This window comes from Amycolatopsis sp. NPDC051045 (assembly GCF_040682955.1).
Lineage (GTDB): Bacteria > Actinomycetota > Actinomycetes > Mycobacteriales > Pseudonocardiaceae > Amycolatopsis.
In genome coordinates, this window is sequence record NZ_JBFBCC010000012.1 from 94,301 (window position 1) to 109,334 (window position 15,034).

General features: G+C 71.3%; 15 protein-coding genes. 5 read left to right on the forward strand and 10 right to left on the reverse strand.

The annotated features are described in order from the left end of the window. Position 1 precedes the first annotated feature (1 nt). The 3 genes from map to AB0M80_RS26410 all read right to left on the reverse strand — a co-directional run bounded on the left by map (position 2) and on the right by AB0M80_RS26410 (position 3,593). On the reverse strand, positions 2 to 859 hold the full coding sequence (gene map, locus AB0M80_RS26400) for a type I methionyl aminopeptidase (RefSeq protein ID WP_364570081.1): 858 nt from the start codon (positions 857 to 859) through the stop codon (positions 2 to 4). Between the two features lie 23 nt (positions 860 to 882). Next, positions 883 to 2,676 (reverse strand): penicillin-binding transpeptidase domain-containing protein, encoded by a 1,794-nt coding sequence (locus AB0M80_RS26405; protein WP_364570084.1) that lies wholly within the window; start codon positions 2,674 to 2,676, stop codon positions 883 to 885. Positions 2,677 to 2,738: 62 nt separating this feature from the next. Next, on the reverse strand, positions 2,739 to 3,593 hold the full coding sequence (locus AB0M80_RS26410; RefSeq protein WP_364570087.1) for a GNAT family N-acetyltransferase: 855 nt from the start codon (positions 3,591 to 3,593) through the stop codon (positions 2,739 to 2,741). A 100-nt stretch (positions 3,594 to 3,693) separates the two neighbouring features. Between AB0M80_RS26410 and AB0M80_RS26415 the strand changes: the two genes are divergently transcribed. After that, positions 3,694 to 3,900: a DUF4177 domain-containing protein gene (locus AB0M80_RS26415; RefSeq protein ID WP_364570090.1), complete on the forward strand. Its 207-nt coding sequence runs from the start codon at positions 3,694 to 3,696 to the stop codon at positions 3,898 to 3,900. A 157-nt stretch (positions 3,901 to 4,057) separates the two neighbouring features. Here AB0M80_RS26415 and AB0M80_RS26420 read toward each other — a convergent pair whose 3' ends face one another. Both AB0M80_RS26420 and AB0M80_RS26425 read right to left on the reverse strand, forming a co-directional pair. Continuing rightward, positions 4,058 to 4,450: a VOC family protein gene (locus AB0M80_RS26420; RefSeq protein WP_364570093.1), complete on the reverse strand. Its 393-nt coding sequence runs from the start codon at positions 4,448 to 4,450 to the stop codon at positions 4,058 to 4,060. Further along, positions 4,447 to 5,253: a helix-turn-helix transcriptional regulator gene (locus AB0M80_RS26425; RefSeq protein WP_364570096.1), complete on the reverse strand. Its 807-nt coding sequence runs from the start codon at positions 5,251 to 5,253 to the stop codon at positions 4,447 to 4,449. Before AB0M80_RS26425 ends, AB0M80_RS26420 begins: the two co-directional genes overlap by 4 nt. Before the next feature lie 84 nt (positions 5,254 to 5,337). Between AB0M80_RS26425 and AB0M80_RS26430 the strand changes: the two genes are divergently transcribed. Next, positions 5,338 to 5,592 carry a hypothetical protein gene (locus AB0M80_RS26430; RefSeq protein WP_003057586.1) on the forward strand — a complete coding sequence of 85 codons (255 nt, stop codon included), beginning with the start codon at positions 5,338 to 5,340 and terminating at the stop codon, positions 5,590 to 5,592. Positions 5,593 to 5,641: 49 nt separating this feature from the next. Here the strand turns inward: AB0M80_RS26430 and ispG are convergent, their stop codons facing one another. The 3 genes from ispG to dxr form a co-directional block, all read right to left on the reverse strand. After that, on the reverse strand, positions 5,642 to 6,793 hold the full coding sequence (gene ispG / locus AB0M80_RS26435) for a flavodoxin-dependent (E)-4-hydroxy-3-methylbut-2-enyl-diphosphate synthase (protein ID WP_285989319.1): 1,152 nt from the start codon (positions 6,791 to 6,793) through the stop codon (positions 5,642 to 5,644). A 113-nt stretch (positions 6,794 to 6,906) separates the two neighbouring features. Next, positions 6,907 to 8,139, reverse strand: a complete 1,233-nt coding sequence (locus AB0M80_RS26440) for a site-2 protease family protein (protein ID WP_364570100.1) — start codon at positions 8,137 to 8,139, stop codon at positions 6,907 to 6,909. A gap of 3 nt (positions 8,140 to 8,142) precedes the next feature. Beyond that, positions 8,143 to 9,345 (reverse strand): 1-deoxy-D-xylulose-5-phosphate reductoisomerase, encoded by a 1,203-nt coding sequence (gene dxr / locus AB0M80_RS26445; protein ID WP_364570103.1) that lies wholly within the window; start codon positions 9,343 to 9,345, stop codon positions 8,143 to 8,145. Positions 9,346 to 9,439: 94 nt separating this feature from the next. On the opposite strand from dxr, the gene AB0M80_RS26450 reads away from it, so the two are divergent. From AB0M80_RS26450 to AB0M80_RS26460, 3 genes are all read left to right on the forward strand, one after another. Next, positions 9,440 to 9,697, forward strand: a complete 258-nt coding sequence (locus tag AB0M80_RS26450) for a DUF2631 domain-containing protein (protein WP_176172087.1) — start codon at positions 9,440 to 9,442, stop codon at positions 9,695 to 9,697. A 25-nt stretch (positions 9,698 to 9,722) separates the two neighbouring features. Further along, on the forward strand, positions 9,723 to 10,382 hold the full coding sequence (locus AB0M80_RS26455) for a peptidylprolyl isomerase (RefSeq protein ID WP_364570106.1): 660 nt from the start codon (positions 9,723 to 9,725) through the stop codon (positions 10,380 to 10,382). Positions 10,383 to 10,505: 123 nt separating this feature from the next. Continuing rightward, on the forward strand, positions 10,506 to 11,603 hold the full coding sequence (locus tag AB0M80_RS26460) for an acyltransferase (RefSeq protein WP_364570109.1): 1,098 nt from the start codon (positions 10,506 to 10,508) through the stop codon (positions 11,601 to 11,603). A gap of 54 nt (positions 11,604 to 11,657) precedes the next feature. Here the strand turns inward: AB0M80_RS26460 and AB0M80_RS26465 are convergent, their stop codons facing one another. Continuing rightward, entirely contained in the window at positions 11,658 to 13,427 is a 1,770-nt protein-coding gene (locus tag AB0M80_RS26465; RefSeq protein WP_364570111.1) for an MFS transporter, read from the reverse strand. Positions 13,428 to 13,553: 126 nt separating this feature from the next. Next, positions 13,554 to 15,017: a PLP-dependent aminotransferase family protein gene (locus AB0M80_RS26470; protein ID WP_364570113.1), complete on the reverse strand. Its 1,464-nt coding sequence runs from the start codon at positions 15,015 to 15,017 to the stop codon at positions 13,554 to 13,556. Positions 15,018 to 15,034: the final 17 nt, after the last annotated feature.

The window sequence follows — 15,034 nt, forward strand, 5'->3', positions numbered from 1 at the left end:
CTCAGGGCAGCGTGAGGATCTCGCTGCCGTCGGCCGTCACCACGAGGGTGTGCTCGAACTGGGCCGTCCACTTCTTGTCCTTCGTGGTGACGGTCCAGTCGTCGGGCCAGATGTCGTAGTCGATGGTGCCCAGGGTGATCATCGGCTCGATCGTGAAGGTCATGCCCTCCTCGATGACCGTGTCGACGGAGGGCTCTTCGTAGTGCAGCACCGTCGGCGGTGTGTGGAACGCCGGGCCGACGCCGTGGCCGGTGAAGTCGCGGACCACGCCGTAGCCGAAGCGCTTGGCGTAGGCCTCGATGACCCGGCCGATCACGTTGAGCTGCCGGCCCGGCCGGACCGCCTTGATCGCCCGCATCGTCGCCTCGCGGGTGCGCTCCACCAGCAGGCGGGCTTCCTCGGAGACGTCGCCGGCCAGGAACGTCGCGTTCGTGTCGCCGTGGACGCCGCCGATGTAGGCCGTGACGTCGATGTTGCAGATGTCACCGTCCTCGATCACCGTCGAGTCCGGGATGCCGTGGCAGATCACCTCGTTGAGCGACGTGCAGCACGACTTCGGGAAGCGGCGGTAACCCAGCGTCGAGGGGTAGGCGTGGTGGTCGAGCAGGAACTCGTGCACCACCTTGTCGATGTCGTCGGTGGTCGCGCCCGGCTTGACGGCCTTGCCGCCTTCCTCCAGTGCCTGGGCCGCGATGCGGCTCGCGACCCGCATCGCCTCGATCACCTCGGGCGTGCGCACGCCGTCGCCGGTGTCCCGCTTCGGCGCCGGCTTGTCCACGTACTCGGGACGGGCGATGGAACTGGGGACGTCACGGCGCGGCGTCTGGACGCCGGGAACCAGCGGGGCACGAACGGACATGCCTCCACCTTACGACGGCCGCCTCAGCCGATCCTCGCCAGGAACCGGTGCGCGGCCTGCACCGCCGGTTTGGACGACCCGGCGTCGGTCAGGAGCACCGCGAACGCCAGGTCACCGCGGTAGCCGACGAACCAGCCGTGCGAGCGGGCGCCGTCGCCGAACTGGGCGGTGCCGGTCTTGCCCGCGACGTCGGGGATGTCCCGCAGACCGGTCGCGGTGCCCGCCGTGACGACTTCCCGCATCATCCCGCGCAGGGCGTCGAGGACCTCCGGCGACGGCGGGTCTCCGACGTTCTGCGCGGCCGCCGGCATGCCCTTCACGATCGAGGGCGCCGGCACCTTCCCGGCCTGCACGGTGGCCGCGACCAGCGCCATGCCGAACGGGCTGGCCACCACCGTGCCCTGGCCGAAGCCGTTCTCCGCCCGCTGGACGGCCGAGTCGCCGGCCGGGACGTCCCCGGTCACCGTGGTCAGGCCCGGCACCACGAAGTCGGCGCCGAGGCCGAAGGAGCGGGCGGTGTCGGAGAGCGCCGGGCCCGGGAGGCCGGCGGCGAGCCGGGCGAAGGTCGTGTTGCAGGACCGCGCGAACGCCGTCTTCAGGGGCACCCGGCCGAGGTCGAACCGGCCTTCGTTCGGCACGACGCGGTTTTCGATCGTCGTCGCTCCGGGGCAGTCGACGGTACTGCGGGCCTCGACCTCCCCCGCCGACAGGGCGGCCGCCGCCGTGACGATCTTGAACGTCGACCCCGGCGGGTAGCGCCCGGACAGCGCCAGCGAGCCTTCGTCGTCGGCGGCGGCGTTCTGCGCCACGGCGAGGATGTCCCCGCTCGACGGCTGGATCGCCACCAGCGCGGCCGGGTAGGGCTCGGTGCCGAGGGCCTGTTCGGCGGCCGCCTGGATCTTCGCACTGAGCGTGCTGGTGACGGCGGGCGCGGGCCGCGGTGGCTCGGCCTTGAGTTCGGAGGCCTCGCCACCGGTGACGTCGCGGGTGACGATCCGCCAGCCCGCCGCCCCGGCCAGCTGCTGCTCGACCAGCGCGCGGATGCCCGGCAGGACCTGCTGCCCGGACCCGCGGCTCACCGGCAGCAGCCGCTCCTGGCTGGCGAAGCGGACGCCGGGCAGGTCGTAGATCACCGGCTTGACGCGCTGGTAGTCGCCGGCGCGCAGGGTGATCACCGGGTAGGCGTCGCCGGGCTTGGTCTTGTTCATGCCGTCCAGCACCGACCGGCCGGTGACCGACGGCTCGTACCGGTGCAGCGCCTTCGCGAGCGTCCCCGCGACAGCACTCACGTCGCCGGCCTTCTGCGGGTCGACGACCACGCCGATCACGGTCTGCGGGCGCATCAGCGGCACGCCGTCGCGGTCGAGCACCGGCGCCGTCTCCGGCAGCTGGGGCAGCATGCCCAGGGTCTGGCCGACGGCCAGCTGCGGGTGCACGACCGTCGGCTGCCAGTGCACCTGCCAGCCGTGCTCGGCCGCCCGCAGCTGGGCGTCGGCGCGGTAGGACCAGGTGCGGCCGTGCGGCAGGTGCCAGGTGAGCCGGTAACCGGCGGTCACGACGTCGCCGTCCGGCTGTTTCACCTCTTCGTCGTCGACGTCGAGGCCTTCGGGGTCGAGCACGCCGCGGACCTGGCTCAAGACGGTCTTCGCGGCTTCGGGCGAGTCGGTGTTCGCCGCCGCGGCGGCGACGTCCCCGGCCCCGACGGCGGCCAGGAAGGCGGAGAGGGCGTCCTCGGGACCGTCGCCCGAGCACCCGGCCGTGGTCGCGGCGGCGAGCAGCAGCACCGCGAGCGCACTGCGGCGCCGACGTGCACTCATGACGGGATAATGCCTGGTCAGCGGGGCTTCTGTCGGCGTGAAACGCCGCCACGGAAGAGTGGCTAGAACAGCACCGTCGCGTACTGGCCGACCTGCTTGAACCCGATCTTGCGGTAGGCCGCGAGGGCGGGGGTGTTGAAGCCGTTGACGTAGAGGCTGGCGGTGCGGCCGAGGCCGCGGACGAGCCGGTTCGCCACCGCGGCGGTGCCGGCGGTGCCGAGCCCGTCGCCCCGGCGGTCGGGGTGCACCCACACGCCCTGGATCTGCCCGACGGTCGCCGACATGGCGCCGATCTCGGCCTTGAAGACGACCTCGCCGTTCTCGAAGCGGGCGAACGCGCGGCCGGCACCGATCAGCTCCGTGACCCGGGCGCGGTAGCTCGCCCCGCCGTCGCCGCTGCGCGGATCGACGCCGACCTCTTCGATGAACATCGCGACGGCCGCGGGCAGGTACCGCTCGAGCTCGTCCGGCCGGACGGGACGGACCAGCGGGTCGGCGGCCACGAGCGGAGTGCTGTCCAAGGCCATCAGCGGCTGGTCGTCGCGGACCTCGCGGGCCGGGCCCCACTCGCCTTCGAGCTCGTCCCACAGGCCGAGGACCTGCTCGGCCGGGCCGACGAGGGAGGAACAGGTCCGCTGACGGCGCAGGGCGCGGTCGGCGAAGGAGCGCAACGCCGGCGCGTTGCCGCGCAGCGGGATGAGGTTGGGCCCGGAGAAGCAGAGCCCTTGGAGCCGCCCGGCCCGGACCGGACGGCTGTCGGCGGCCCAGAGCTCACCACCGAGCCGCCACGGGTCGAGGCCCGTGGCCTCGACCCGGGCGCTGACCATGCAGCTGCCCACCGGGTCGGCGGCCAGCGCGGCACGGACCGCCGGATAGTCCCGATCATCGAGCAGCCGTGCTCCTGCAAGCCGCAACACGGGCTCCAGGGTGCCAGATGAACAGCCGAAACGGAACGCGAGGCTTTCGACACGCACCGCTGAAGGGCCCAGGTCGGGGCTTCGGGGCAGGATGGGGCCCATGCAGCGCTACACGTACAAGGTGGTCGAGGTCCGGGAGAAGCTCGTCGGCGGCAAGATGTCGGGCGGGAAGCTCGAGAAGCTGCTGAACGACCACGCCGCGGACGGGTGGCAGCTGAAGGCGATCACGGCCACCGAAGTGAAGGGGCGGGTCGGCCCCGGCGGCGTCGACGGGTTGCTGGTGACCTTCGAGAAGCCGGTGGGCTGAGCGGCCGCCGGAGACGACGGGGTTCGGCCGAGCCGGCTCGGTCCGACCGCGGCGGGCAGCCGGAACGAGGTCGTTAAGGGGTCGTCGGGGACTCGGATGTCCCCTTCACGACATCACGCGCCGGGTTTCGCCCTCGCCGTCCGACCGCCGGCCCGGGTCAGGGCGCGCCGCGGTAGGTGCCGATCGTCCACGCGTTGCCCTCCGGGTCGCGGAGGCTGAACGTGTGCGAGCCGTACTCGGTGTCGGTCAGCTCCGCCGTGATCTGCGCGCCCGCGTCCTTCACCCTCGCGTAAACCTCGTCCACCTTGTCGGACACCACATACGCCGCCGCCGTGCCCGGCTTCATCGCGTCGTGGACGCCGTCCGGCGGGCGGACGCTGCCCAGCATCACCGCGCCGCCCTCGGGCCAGCGCAACTCCGCGTGCGCGACGAGATCTCCCTCGGGCACCACCAGCGCTTCGGTGAAGCCGAGGACGTCGACGAGGAAGCGGATCGCGGCCGGGGCGTCGTCGTAGCGCAGGGCCGGCCACACGTTCGGTTCAGGAGTCATGCCGGCGAGTCTGACCCGGACGGTACCTCCTGGTCTTGGAGGAACGGGAGCTCCTCGGCGATCCACCGCCCCGGCGTGCAGCCCGCCAGCGCGCGCCACTCGTTCGTCAGGTGTGCCTGGTCGTAGAACCCGCACTCCACGGCCAGCGCCGCCAGGTCGGCGTGACCGCGGCGCAGCAGCCGCGCGGCCCGCTCGAACCGCAGCACCCGCGCCACCTGCTTCGGGGGCAGCCCCAGCTCCGTGCGGAACCGCTCGCCCAGGTGACGGCGGCTCCAGCCGACCTCCTCGGCGAGGTCCGCGACGCGCACCCGCCCGTCGGCGCCGCGCAGCCGGCGCCACGCCTCCGCCAGCTCGGGCGGCGGCGGTACCGGCTCCACGGCCCGGGCCGCCAGGACGTCGTCGAGCAACGCGAACCGCTGTTCCCACGTCGGCAGCTCGCGCAGCCGGTCCGGCAGCGAGCCCAGCCCGAACGCGGCCAGATCGCCGACCTCGCCGCTCAGCTCGGCCGCCGTGACCCCGAACAGCGTCCGCACGCCCAGCGGGTCGAGCTCCAGCTGCAGTCCCTCCTGCACGCGGTCCTGCTCGATCAGCACCGCGCGCGTGTGCAGCCCGCCGACCAGCCCCTGCAGGCGGTGCCCGGCCATCCGGACCGGCCCGGCCAGGCTGATGACCAGCGTCACGTGCCGGGACGGCAGACCGCGGTGGACGGCCAGCGTGACGTCCTCCTGCGCGTACCCGACATAGCGCGCGACCAGCGGCCGCACCACCGGGTGCGGCTGCCGGACGGCCCAGGTCACGCTCACGGGTGCGAGGGTAATCGGCACCCCCGACAAGTTCCGGGTCTGCTAACACGGAAAGTGCGTCCCCACCGCGGAAGGAACCCCCCGATGACGATCCAGGAGCAGGCGCAGCAGCTGGAGCTGCTCGCCGACCAGGTGCCGACCGGCATCGCGCTCGCCACCAAGAGCGACCTCGAAGACCTGCAGGCCCAGGTGCTCGGCCTGCTCGGGGAGACGTCCACCGCGACGGCGATCCAGGGCGCCATCCAGCTCGCTTCGCAGCAGATCGACGAGGTCGCAGCCGCGCTGGAGAACGTCCGCCTGCAGATCCGCGACGCCGCCCAGCACCACCTCCAGGGCTGAAACGCGTGAAGGCCACCCCGAGGGGTGGCCTTCACGGATCCTGCGGAACCTAGCCGGCGGTGACGACCGGCGCACCCTCGCCGAGGGCCTCGCCCGCCTCTTCGGCGATGCGCATGGCCTCCTCGATGAGCGTCTCGACGATCGCGTGCTCCGGCACGGTCTTGATGACCTCGCCCTTGACGAAGATCTGGCCCTTGCCGTTGCCCGACGCCACGCCCAGGTCGGCCTCGCGGGCCTCGCCCGGGCCGTTGACGACGCAGCCCATCACGGCCACCCGCAGCGGGATCTCCATGCCCTCGAGCCCGGCGGTGACCTGCTCGGCGAGGGTGTAGACGTCGACCTGCGCGCGCCCGCACGACGGGCACGACACGATCTCCAGCTTGCGCTGCTTGAGGTTCAGCGACTGCAGGATCTGGATGCCGACCTTGACCTCTTCGACCGGCGGCGCGGACAGCGAGACGCGGATCGTGTCGCCGATGCCCTGGCGCAGCAGCGCGCCGAACGCGACGGCCGACTTGATGGTGCCCTGGAACGCCGGGCCGGCCTCGGTGACGCCGAGGTGCAGCGGGTAGTCGCACTGCTCGGCGAGGATCTCGTAGGCCCGCACCATGACCACCGGGTCGTTGTGCTTCACCGAGATCTTGATGTCGTGGAAGTCGTGCTCGGCGAACAGCGACGCCTCCCACAGCGCCGACTCGGCCAGCGCCTCCGGCGTCGCCTTGCCGTACTTGTCCATGATCCGCTTGTCGAGCGAGCCGGCGTTGACGCCGATCCGGATCGGTGTGCCGTGGTCCTTCGCGGCCTGCGCGATCTCCTTGACCTGGTCGTCGAACTTCCGGATGTTGCCCGGGTTGACGCGCACCGCCGCGCAGCCGGCCTCGATCGCCGCGAAAACGTACTTCGGCTGGAAGTGGATGTCGGCGATCACCGGGATCTGCGACTTGCGCGCGATCGCGGGCAGCGCCTCGGCGTCGTCGGCCGACGGGCACGCCACGCGGACGATGTCGCAGCCCGCGGCGGTCAGCTCGGCGATCTGCTGCAGGGTCGCGTTGACGTCGGAGGTGAGCGTCGTCGTCATCGACTGGACGGAGATCGGGTGGTCGCTGCCGACACCGACCGAGCCCACCTGGAGCTGGCGGGTCTTGCGGCGCTCGGACAGGACGGGCGGGGGCAGGGCGGGCATACCGAGTGCGACGGTCACGACTTCCAGCGTACCCACCCCTACTGGGCCATCTTCACCATGTCAACCGTCACGGTGAGCAGCATTACGGCGGGGGTGAGCGGTCACCGACGGACCGCACCCCCTCCGTGGAACTACTGGCCGATCCGAATCGGGTTGACGATGTCGGCCGTCACCGTGAGTAGCGTCACCGCGCCGCCGATGAGCACCAGGACCATCGTGATGCCGGACAGCTTCGTGTAGTCGACGGGCCCCCCGGCCACCTTGCCCCGCCGCGCGCGGATCCAGTCGCGGACGCGCTCGTACCAGACCACCGCGATGTGCCCGCCGTCCAGCGGCAGCAGCGGCAGCAGGTTGAACACGCCGATGAAGAAGTTCAGGCTGGCCAGCAGTAGGAAGAACAGCACCCAGATGCCGTTCTCGACGGCCTCGCCGCCGAGCCGGCTCGCACCGACGACGCTGACGGGGGTGTTCTTGTCGCGTTCGCCGCCGAAGATCGCGGTGACCACGGCGGGGATGCGCTCGGGGAACTGGACGAGCCGCTGGGCCGTCTCGGCGAACATCGTGCCGGTGAAGTCGAACGTGGCGCCGACCGCGGCGACCGGGCCGTACTGCGTGGTCAACGACGGCGCCTTGGGCGAGGCGCCGATCATGCCGACCTCCTTGACGGCGGAGCCGTTCCAGCGCTGCACCTTCGGCACGTCGACGACGAGCCACAGCTTCTCGGTGCCGCGCTGCACCTCGAACACCGTCCGGCCGCTGGTGGCCTGGACGGCGGTGAGCATCTCCTCCCAGGTCGCGACCGGCTTCCCGCCGACGGCGAGCACCGTGTCGCCGGCCCGCAACCCGGCCGTCGCCGCCGGGGTCGGCGCGCCCGGCGGGCAGGTGGGGTTCTTGGCCTGGGCCGTGGCCTGTTCCTTCGACGTGGTGGGGACCGCACAGGAGGTCGACGCCAGCACCGGCTTGGGGGCTTCGGCGGCCGCCTGGCTCGGCAGGCCCATGGTCACGGCCATCAGGTAGAGGACCACGAAGCCGAGGATGAAGTGGGTGATCGACCCGGCCGACATCACGACGGTGCGCTTCCAGGTCTTGAACCGCCACATCGCGCGCGGCGCCTCGTCCGGGGTGACCTCGTCGAGCGCGGTCATGCCGGCGATGTCGCAGAACCCGCCGAGCGGGATCCACTTCAGGCCGTATTCGGTTTCGCCGCGGCGCCAGGAGAAGACCGTGGGCCCGAAGCCCACGAAGTACCGGCGGACTTTCATGCCGAAGGCCTTCGCGGTGACCATGTGCCCGGCCTCGTGCAGCGCGACCGAGACACAGATCCCCAGCGCGAACAGTACGACGCCGATGATGTAGGCGAGCACCCGCTACTTCCCCTCGATGATCGACCCGGCCCGGGCGCGAGCCCAGCGCTCGGCCGCGAGTACGTCTTCGACGTCGCGTGGTTCGCGACGCCATTCGTCGGCGGCTCCCACCACCTCGGACACAGTGTCCACTATCGACGTGAAGCTGGTGTTCTGCGCGAGGAACGCGGACACGAGCTCCTCGTTCGCGGCGTTGTAGACCGCGGGCAGGCAGCCGCCCGCGGCACCGCAGTGCCGGGCCAGTTCGACGGCCGGGAAGGCCTCGTCGTCCAACGGCTCGAAAGTCCAGGTCGCGGCCTGGTCCCAGGTGCACGCGGCGGCAGCGCCGGGGACCCGGTCGGGCCAGTGCAGCGCGAGCGCGATCGGCAGCCGCATGTCGGGCGGGCTGGCCTGGGCGATCGTCGAGCCGTCGGTGAAGGTCACCATCGAGTGCACGATCGACTGCGGGTGCACGGTGACGTCGATCTTCTCGGCCGGGATGTCGAACAGCAGCGCCGCCTCGATCAGCTCCAGGCCCTTGTTGACCAGGGTCGCGGAGTTGATCGTGATGAGCGGGCCCATGGACCAGGTCGGGTGGGCCATCGCCTGCTCGACGGTGACCCCGGCCAGCTCCGCGCGCTTGCGGCCGCGGAACGGGCCGCCGGAGGCGGTGAGGACGAGCCGGGCGACCTCGCTCCGGTGCCCGGCCCGCAGGGCCTGGGCGATGGCGGAGTGCTCGGAGTCGACGGGCACCAGCTGCCCGGGCTTGGCCGCGGCGAGCACCAGCGGCCCGCCGGCGATGAGGGACTCCTTGTTGGCCAGCGCGAGGGTGGCGCCGGTGGCGAGGGCGCGCAACGTCGGTTCGAGGCCGCGGGAGCCGGGCAGGGCGTTGAGCACGGTGTCGACCCGGACGGCGTCGATCAGCTCGGTGACGGCGTCCGAGCCCGCGAAGAGCCTCGGGAGCTTGAACTCTCCCTGGTCGTAGCCGCGCTTCTGCGCCTCGGCATACAGCGCGAGCTGCACGTCCTCGGCGGCGGTGGCCTTGGTCACGGCGACGGCCTCGACCCCGTGGGCGAGCGCCTGCGCGGCGAGCGCGGCCGGATCGGCGCCACCAGCGGCGATCCCGGCCACGCGGAACAGGTGCGGGTTGCGCGCCGCGACGTCGAGGGCCTGCACGCCGATGGACCCGGTGGAACCGAGCACGAGAACGCTTCGCGAGGTAGTCATCGCCGGTCATTGTCGCGCGGGCCGTCTCCGCGGCGCACCCGGAGGTGTGGGATCATCGGCGGGTCCGAGGTTCACGGGGTTTGAGGAGTTCATCGTGGCAGGCAAGGCGGTCGAGAAGAGGCGGCCCGAGGTCGACCCGCGCGACGAGCCGTCCGCGGCCTGGGGCTGGCACGGCTCGTTCCCGAAGGCCACCCGCATCGCCGGCTGGGTCAGCGCGATCATCCTGCTGGTGATGATCAAGGGCAACCACGAGAACAACACCGAGAACGTCTGGCTGGTCGGCCTTTCGCTGTTCCTCGTCCTGCTGCTGGTGCTCGACATCCGCAAGCAGCGCACGGCCTGGCGCAAGTAGTTCGTCATTCGCTAACGTCCCCGGCATGAAGCTGCGCTGGGGTCTGGCTGCTCTTGCCGTCTTGGGCACCTTGCTGGTGCCCGCTACTCCGGCTTCCGCGTCGGTGCCGTTGGTCCGGTGCTCGTTCACGCCGACGCCCGAGAACCCGGCTGCGCGTCCGGTGGTGCGCCCCCTGCCGTTCGCTTCGACGCGCGGGACCGTGGACGTGACCTTCCGCTTCAACTACGGCCCGGTGACGGTGCGGCTGAACCGCGCGGGGGCCGCTCCCTGCGCGGTGCACAACCTGGTCTCGCTGGTTTTGCAGCGGTTCTACGACCGGTCGCAGTGCTGGCGGCTTTCCAACTCCGCTCGCCTGGGCGTCCTCCAGTGCGGGGACATCTACGAGGTCGAGAAGGGCGGGCCGGGATACAAGTTCCCGGACGAAGTCTCGGGGGCCGAGACCTACCCGCGCGGGACGATCGCGATGGGCAATCAGGGACCGGGGACGAACGGGTCGGAGTTCTTCATCGTGCACTCGTTCGCGAACATCCCGGCGAACTATTCGGTCATGGGCCGGGTGATCCGCGGGATGGATGCCCTTGACCGGATGGTGGCGGACGGGATCATCCCGACCGACCCGGACGGGCCGCTGGACGGGGCGCCGGCTCACCCGGTGAAGATCCAGCGCGCCACCGCCGGCTGGTAGGCCACCTCCGGCCACGCCGGTTCGTCACCGCTTTACCGAAACCTCACCCCAACGAGTGAATGCCGGGATCGCCCGATTACATTGGGCGGGTTCAGCCGTTGAGCTTCGTGGGGGGATCACGCGATGATGACGCACGACGAATACCTGGCGACCCGAAGATTTCCGGCCCTCGACGGCGTGCGCGCCGTCGCCGCCGTGCTCGTGGTCGTCTTCCACTACGGCGGACCCGGCTGGGTGAGGGCCAACGGCTGGATCGGGGTGCACCTGTTCTTCGTGCTCTCCGGATACCTGATCACCACGCTGGCACTGCGCGAGGAAGCCCGCACCGGCCGGGTTTCCCTGACGGAGTTCTACATCCGCCGCGCCTTCCGCATTCTTCCTGTCTACTACGTCATCATCGGCGTGATCGTCGTCTTCGCCTACTTCCGCGGCATGGGCCTGCGGCACAGCGGCATCGTGGCCGCCCTGCCGTGGAACGTCGCCTTCGTCGGCGAGTACCACCAGATGGCGCTGTTCGGCCAGGCCTGGACGCTCGGCGTCGAGCAGAAGTTCTACCTCGTGTGGCCGCTGCTCGCGTTCGGTCTCGGCGCACTGGGCTTCGTGAAGCGCCTGAGCCTCTCCGTCGGCCTCGTCGCCATCATGCTCGCCCTGATCCCCTTCATGCCCTACGCGGGCGCGTATTCGCCGATCCTGATCGGCTGCACGCTGGCGATCGTGCTGCACCACCGCAAGGGCTTCGCCGCGCTCCGGGTGTTCACCCACCCGGCCGTCGGGCTGGTGGTCGCCGCCGCGCTGGTCGCGGTGCAGACGATGTTCGGCGAGATCACGGCCTTCCTGCACGACGACGGCGGCTCGATCACCGGCACCGGGTACGTCCTGCTCGCCGCCCTGCTGGTGCCCTCGCTGGTCGCCGGCGGCGGCCCGCTGGCCTGGGTCCTGTCGCGGCGGCCGATGCGGTTCGTCGGGGAGCGGTCGTACTCGCTGTACCTCATCCAGGGCGTCGTCGCGGTGGTGGTCGCGGGCGCCGTCCCCCAGTTCGCACCGCACCGGACGCTCACCGCGGTCGCGGTGACGATCGTCGGCCTGCTGGCCGCCGACCTGCTCTACCGCTGGGTCGAGGTCCCGATGATCGACGTCGGACGCCGCATCATCGCCCGGCGCCGGGCGAAGAAGATCGAGCCGGTCTCCGAGGGCGCCGAGCCCGTCCTCGCCACGGTCTAGCCGGACGGGAGAAGCCGGGTGCCCCACGGCACCCGGCTTCTCCCGAACCAACTCTCAGCGTTCGCTGGACGGCGACACCAGTTCGCTCGGTCCGCTGCCCGCCTCCCCGGCCACCGCAGCCAGTTCCTCCCCCGCCGACTCGCGATCGCCCGGGCGGGCGTCCTTCGTCAGCAGTGACGCCACCGCGCCGATCAGGCAGACCGCGATCGCGAAACCGAACGCCACCGCCAGGCCCGACTGGAACGGGCCCGAGATCAGGTTCGGGAAGAAGCTGCGGCCGGTCAGGAACGACGCCTGCTCCGGCGGCAGGGACGACAACTGGCCGCCCAGGAGCTGCTGGATCGGGTTGTAGCCCAGGAACGCCGCGAACAGCACCGCCACCGCCGGGAGGTTCGCGATCTGCGAAGCCGCGGCCGCGGGGACACCGTGCTCCGTCAGGCCCTGGCTCATCGTCGCCGGGAGGCTGCTCGACAGGCCCGCGATGATCAGGCTGAAGAAGAAGCCGATGGACAGCACCATCGCCGCGTTCTGGAACGTCGTCATCATGCCCGCGCCGGAACCCCGGGCGTCGGCCGGCAGGCTGTTCATCACCTCGGCGCGGTTCGGCGAGGCGAACATGCCCATGCCGATGCCGTTCAACAGCAGGATCCCCGCGAACGCCCAGTAGTCGAAGTTCACCGGCAGCAGGATCAGCAGCAGGAACGTCACGGCGGTGATCAGCAGGCCACCCGACGCGAGCAGGCGGCTGCCGATCCGGTCGGACAGCACGCCGGACGCCGGCGCCGACACCAGGAAGCCGACCGTCATCGGGAGCATGTAGATGCCGGCCCACAGCGGCGTCTGCTCGAACGTGTAGCCGTGCTGCGGCAGCCAGATGCCCTGCAGCCAGATGATCAGGATGAACTGCAGCCCGCCGCGGCCGAGCGACGCCGTCAGGTTCGCGACGTTGCCCCAGGTGAACGACCGGATCCGGAACAGCGAAAGCCGGAACAGCGGGTTGGGGACCTTGGTCTCGATGATCACGAAGGCGACCAGCACCGCGGCGCCGCCGAGCAGGCAGCTCAGCACGAACGGGCTGCCCCAGCCGGTCGGCGAAGAGCCGTAGGGCTGGATGCCGTAGGTGATCCCGACCAGCACCGCGATCAGGCCGACCGCGAAGGTGATGTTGCCCCACCAGTCCATCCGCGCGTGCCGGCGGACGCCGGTGTCGTGCAGCTTGAGGTACGCCCAGACCGTGCCGATCACGCCGAACGGCACCGAGACCAGGAAGATCAGGTTCCAGTCGATCGGGGCCAGCACGCCACCGACGACCAGGCCGAGGAACGAGCCCGCGATGGCGGCGACGCCGTTCATGCCGAGCGCGAGGCCACGCTGGTTGGCCGGGAAGGCGTCGGTCAGGATCGCCGAGGAGTTCGCCATCAGGAAGGCCCCGCCGACGCCCTGCACGATCCGCCAGCCGATCAGCCACAACGCGGCCGCGTCGCCGTCGAACCAGGTGACGGCCAGCATGATCGACGAAACGGTGAAGACGGCGAAGCCGAGGTTGTACATCCTCGCGCGGCCGTACATGTCGCCGAGCCTGCCGAAGCTCACCACCAGCACCGCGGTGACCACGAGGAAGCCCATGATCATCCACAGCAGGTAGCTGGTGTTGGCCGGTTCCAGGGGGTTGATGCCGATGCCCTTGAAGATGTCGGGCAGCGCGATCAGCACGATCGAGGAGTTGATCGTGGCGATCAGCATGCCCAGCGTCGTGTTGGACAGCGCGATCCACTTGTACCGCGGCCCCAGTTCCGCGATCGAATACGTCCGGCGTTCCGCCACTGTGCAACCCTTCTGCTCGCCCAGTCCCTTAGCTAGGCTAAGCAACTTGCTTGCGTATGGCAACCAACAGCGCGAACGGCACGGGAGAGCATGATCACAGGCGCTTGACTGTCCTTTGAGGACCTTTTACCGAGGGAGCAGCCGCCCGAGCACGGCAACCCCCTCGGCGATTTCCGTCGCCGTCCGCGCCGCGTAGCCCATGACCAGGCCCGGACGGCCCGGCCGCTGGCGGTGCCACGACAGCGGCTGGACCTTCACCCCCTCCGCCAACGCGGCCGCCGCCAGGGCGACGTCGTCGACCTCGGTGTCGAACGTGATCGTCAGGTGCAGGCCGGCCGCCGCACCGTGGACCACCGCGGACGGCAGTTCCGAAGAAAGGGCCCGGACCATCGCGTCGCGCCGGCGGCGGTGCCGGCCCCGCACCACCCGCAGCTGCCGCTCCAGCTCGCCGGTCTCCATGAGCCGGGCCAGCACCAGCTGCGCCAGCACCGCGTTGCCGAGGTCGGCGAACCGCTTGGCGGCCACGAGATCATCCCGGAACCGCGGTGGCGCGAGCAGCCAGCCGACGCGCAGCGCGGGCGCCAGCAGCTTGGAAACGCTGCCCGTGTAACAGACCTCGGGCAGCATCGACCGGACCGCGGATACCGGCGCGCGGTCGTACCGGTGCTCGGCGTCGTAGTCGTCCTCGACGACGATGCCGCCGTCGGCCGCCCAGCGCATCAGGTCGCGACGGCGCTCGCCCCCGAGCACCACGCCGGTCGGGAACTGGTGGGCCGGCGTCAGGAGCACCGCCGGAGCACCGAGAGCGCGCAGGTCGGCGACGCGCAGGCCATCGTCGTCCACCGGGACCGGCGGCGTCGCCAGGCCGCAGTGGTGCAGGTGCTGGCGGGCACCGAGCGAACTCGGGTCCTCGACGGCGATCGCGTCGACGCCGTGCTGCCGCAGCACGTCGCCGAGCAGCGTCAGCGCCTGCGCCACCCCGGCGACCACGATGATCTCGCCCGGATCGGCGCGGATCCCGCGGTTGCGCGCCAGCCAGTGCGACACCGCCCGCCGCATCGCCGGTGCCCCGCGCGGATCGCCGTAGCCGAAGTGGGCCGGTTCGAGGTCGTCGAGCACCGCGCGTTCCGCCCGCAGCCACGCCGCGCGCGGGAACGCCGTCAGGTCCGGGACACCGGGTGTCAGGTCGATCCGGGCCGGGGCCGCGCGGACCTCGTCGAAGACCTTGGCGTCCGGCAACGGCGTGATCACCTTCGCCGGCGACCGGTCAGGCTCGGGAGCCGGCGGCAGCACGGGCGCGGCGACGACGACGGTGCCCGCCCGGCCGCGGCCCGCGGCGTGGCCGTCGTCGATCAGCCGCTGGTAGGCCTCGGTGACCACGCCGCGCGACACGCGCAGTTCGGCGGCCAGCACCCGGGAAGCGGGCAGCCGGCCGCCGACCGGGAGCCTGCCGTCGGCGATCGCGGCGCGCAGCTGCCCGGCGAGCCAGTCCGCGAGCCCGCCCGGCGGCGCCTCGCGGACGTCCAGCTGGAGGAAGTCCGACCCCGAGGTTATGGACCACTCGGGACGCGCTGGTTTGGCTCTGTCCATCAGGCCATTGTCGCAGG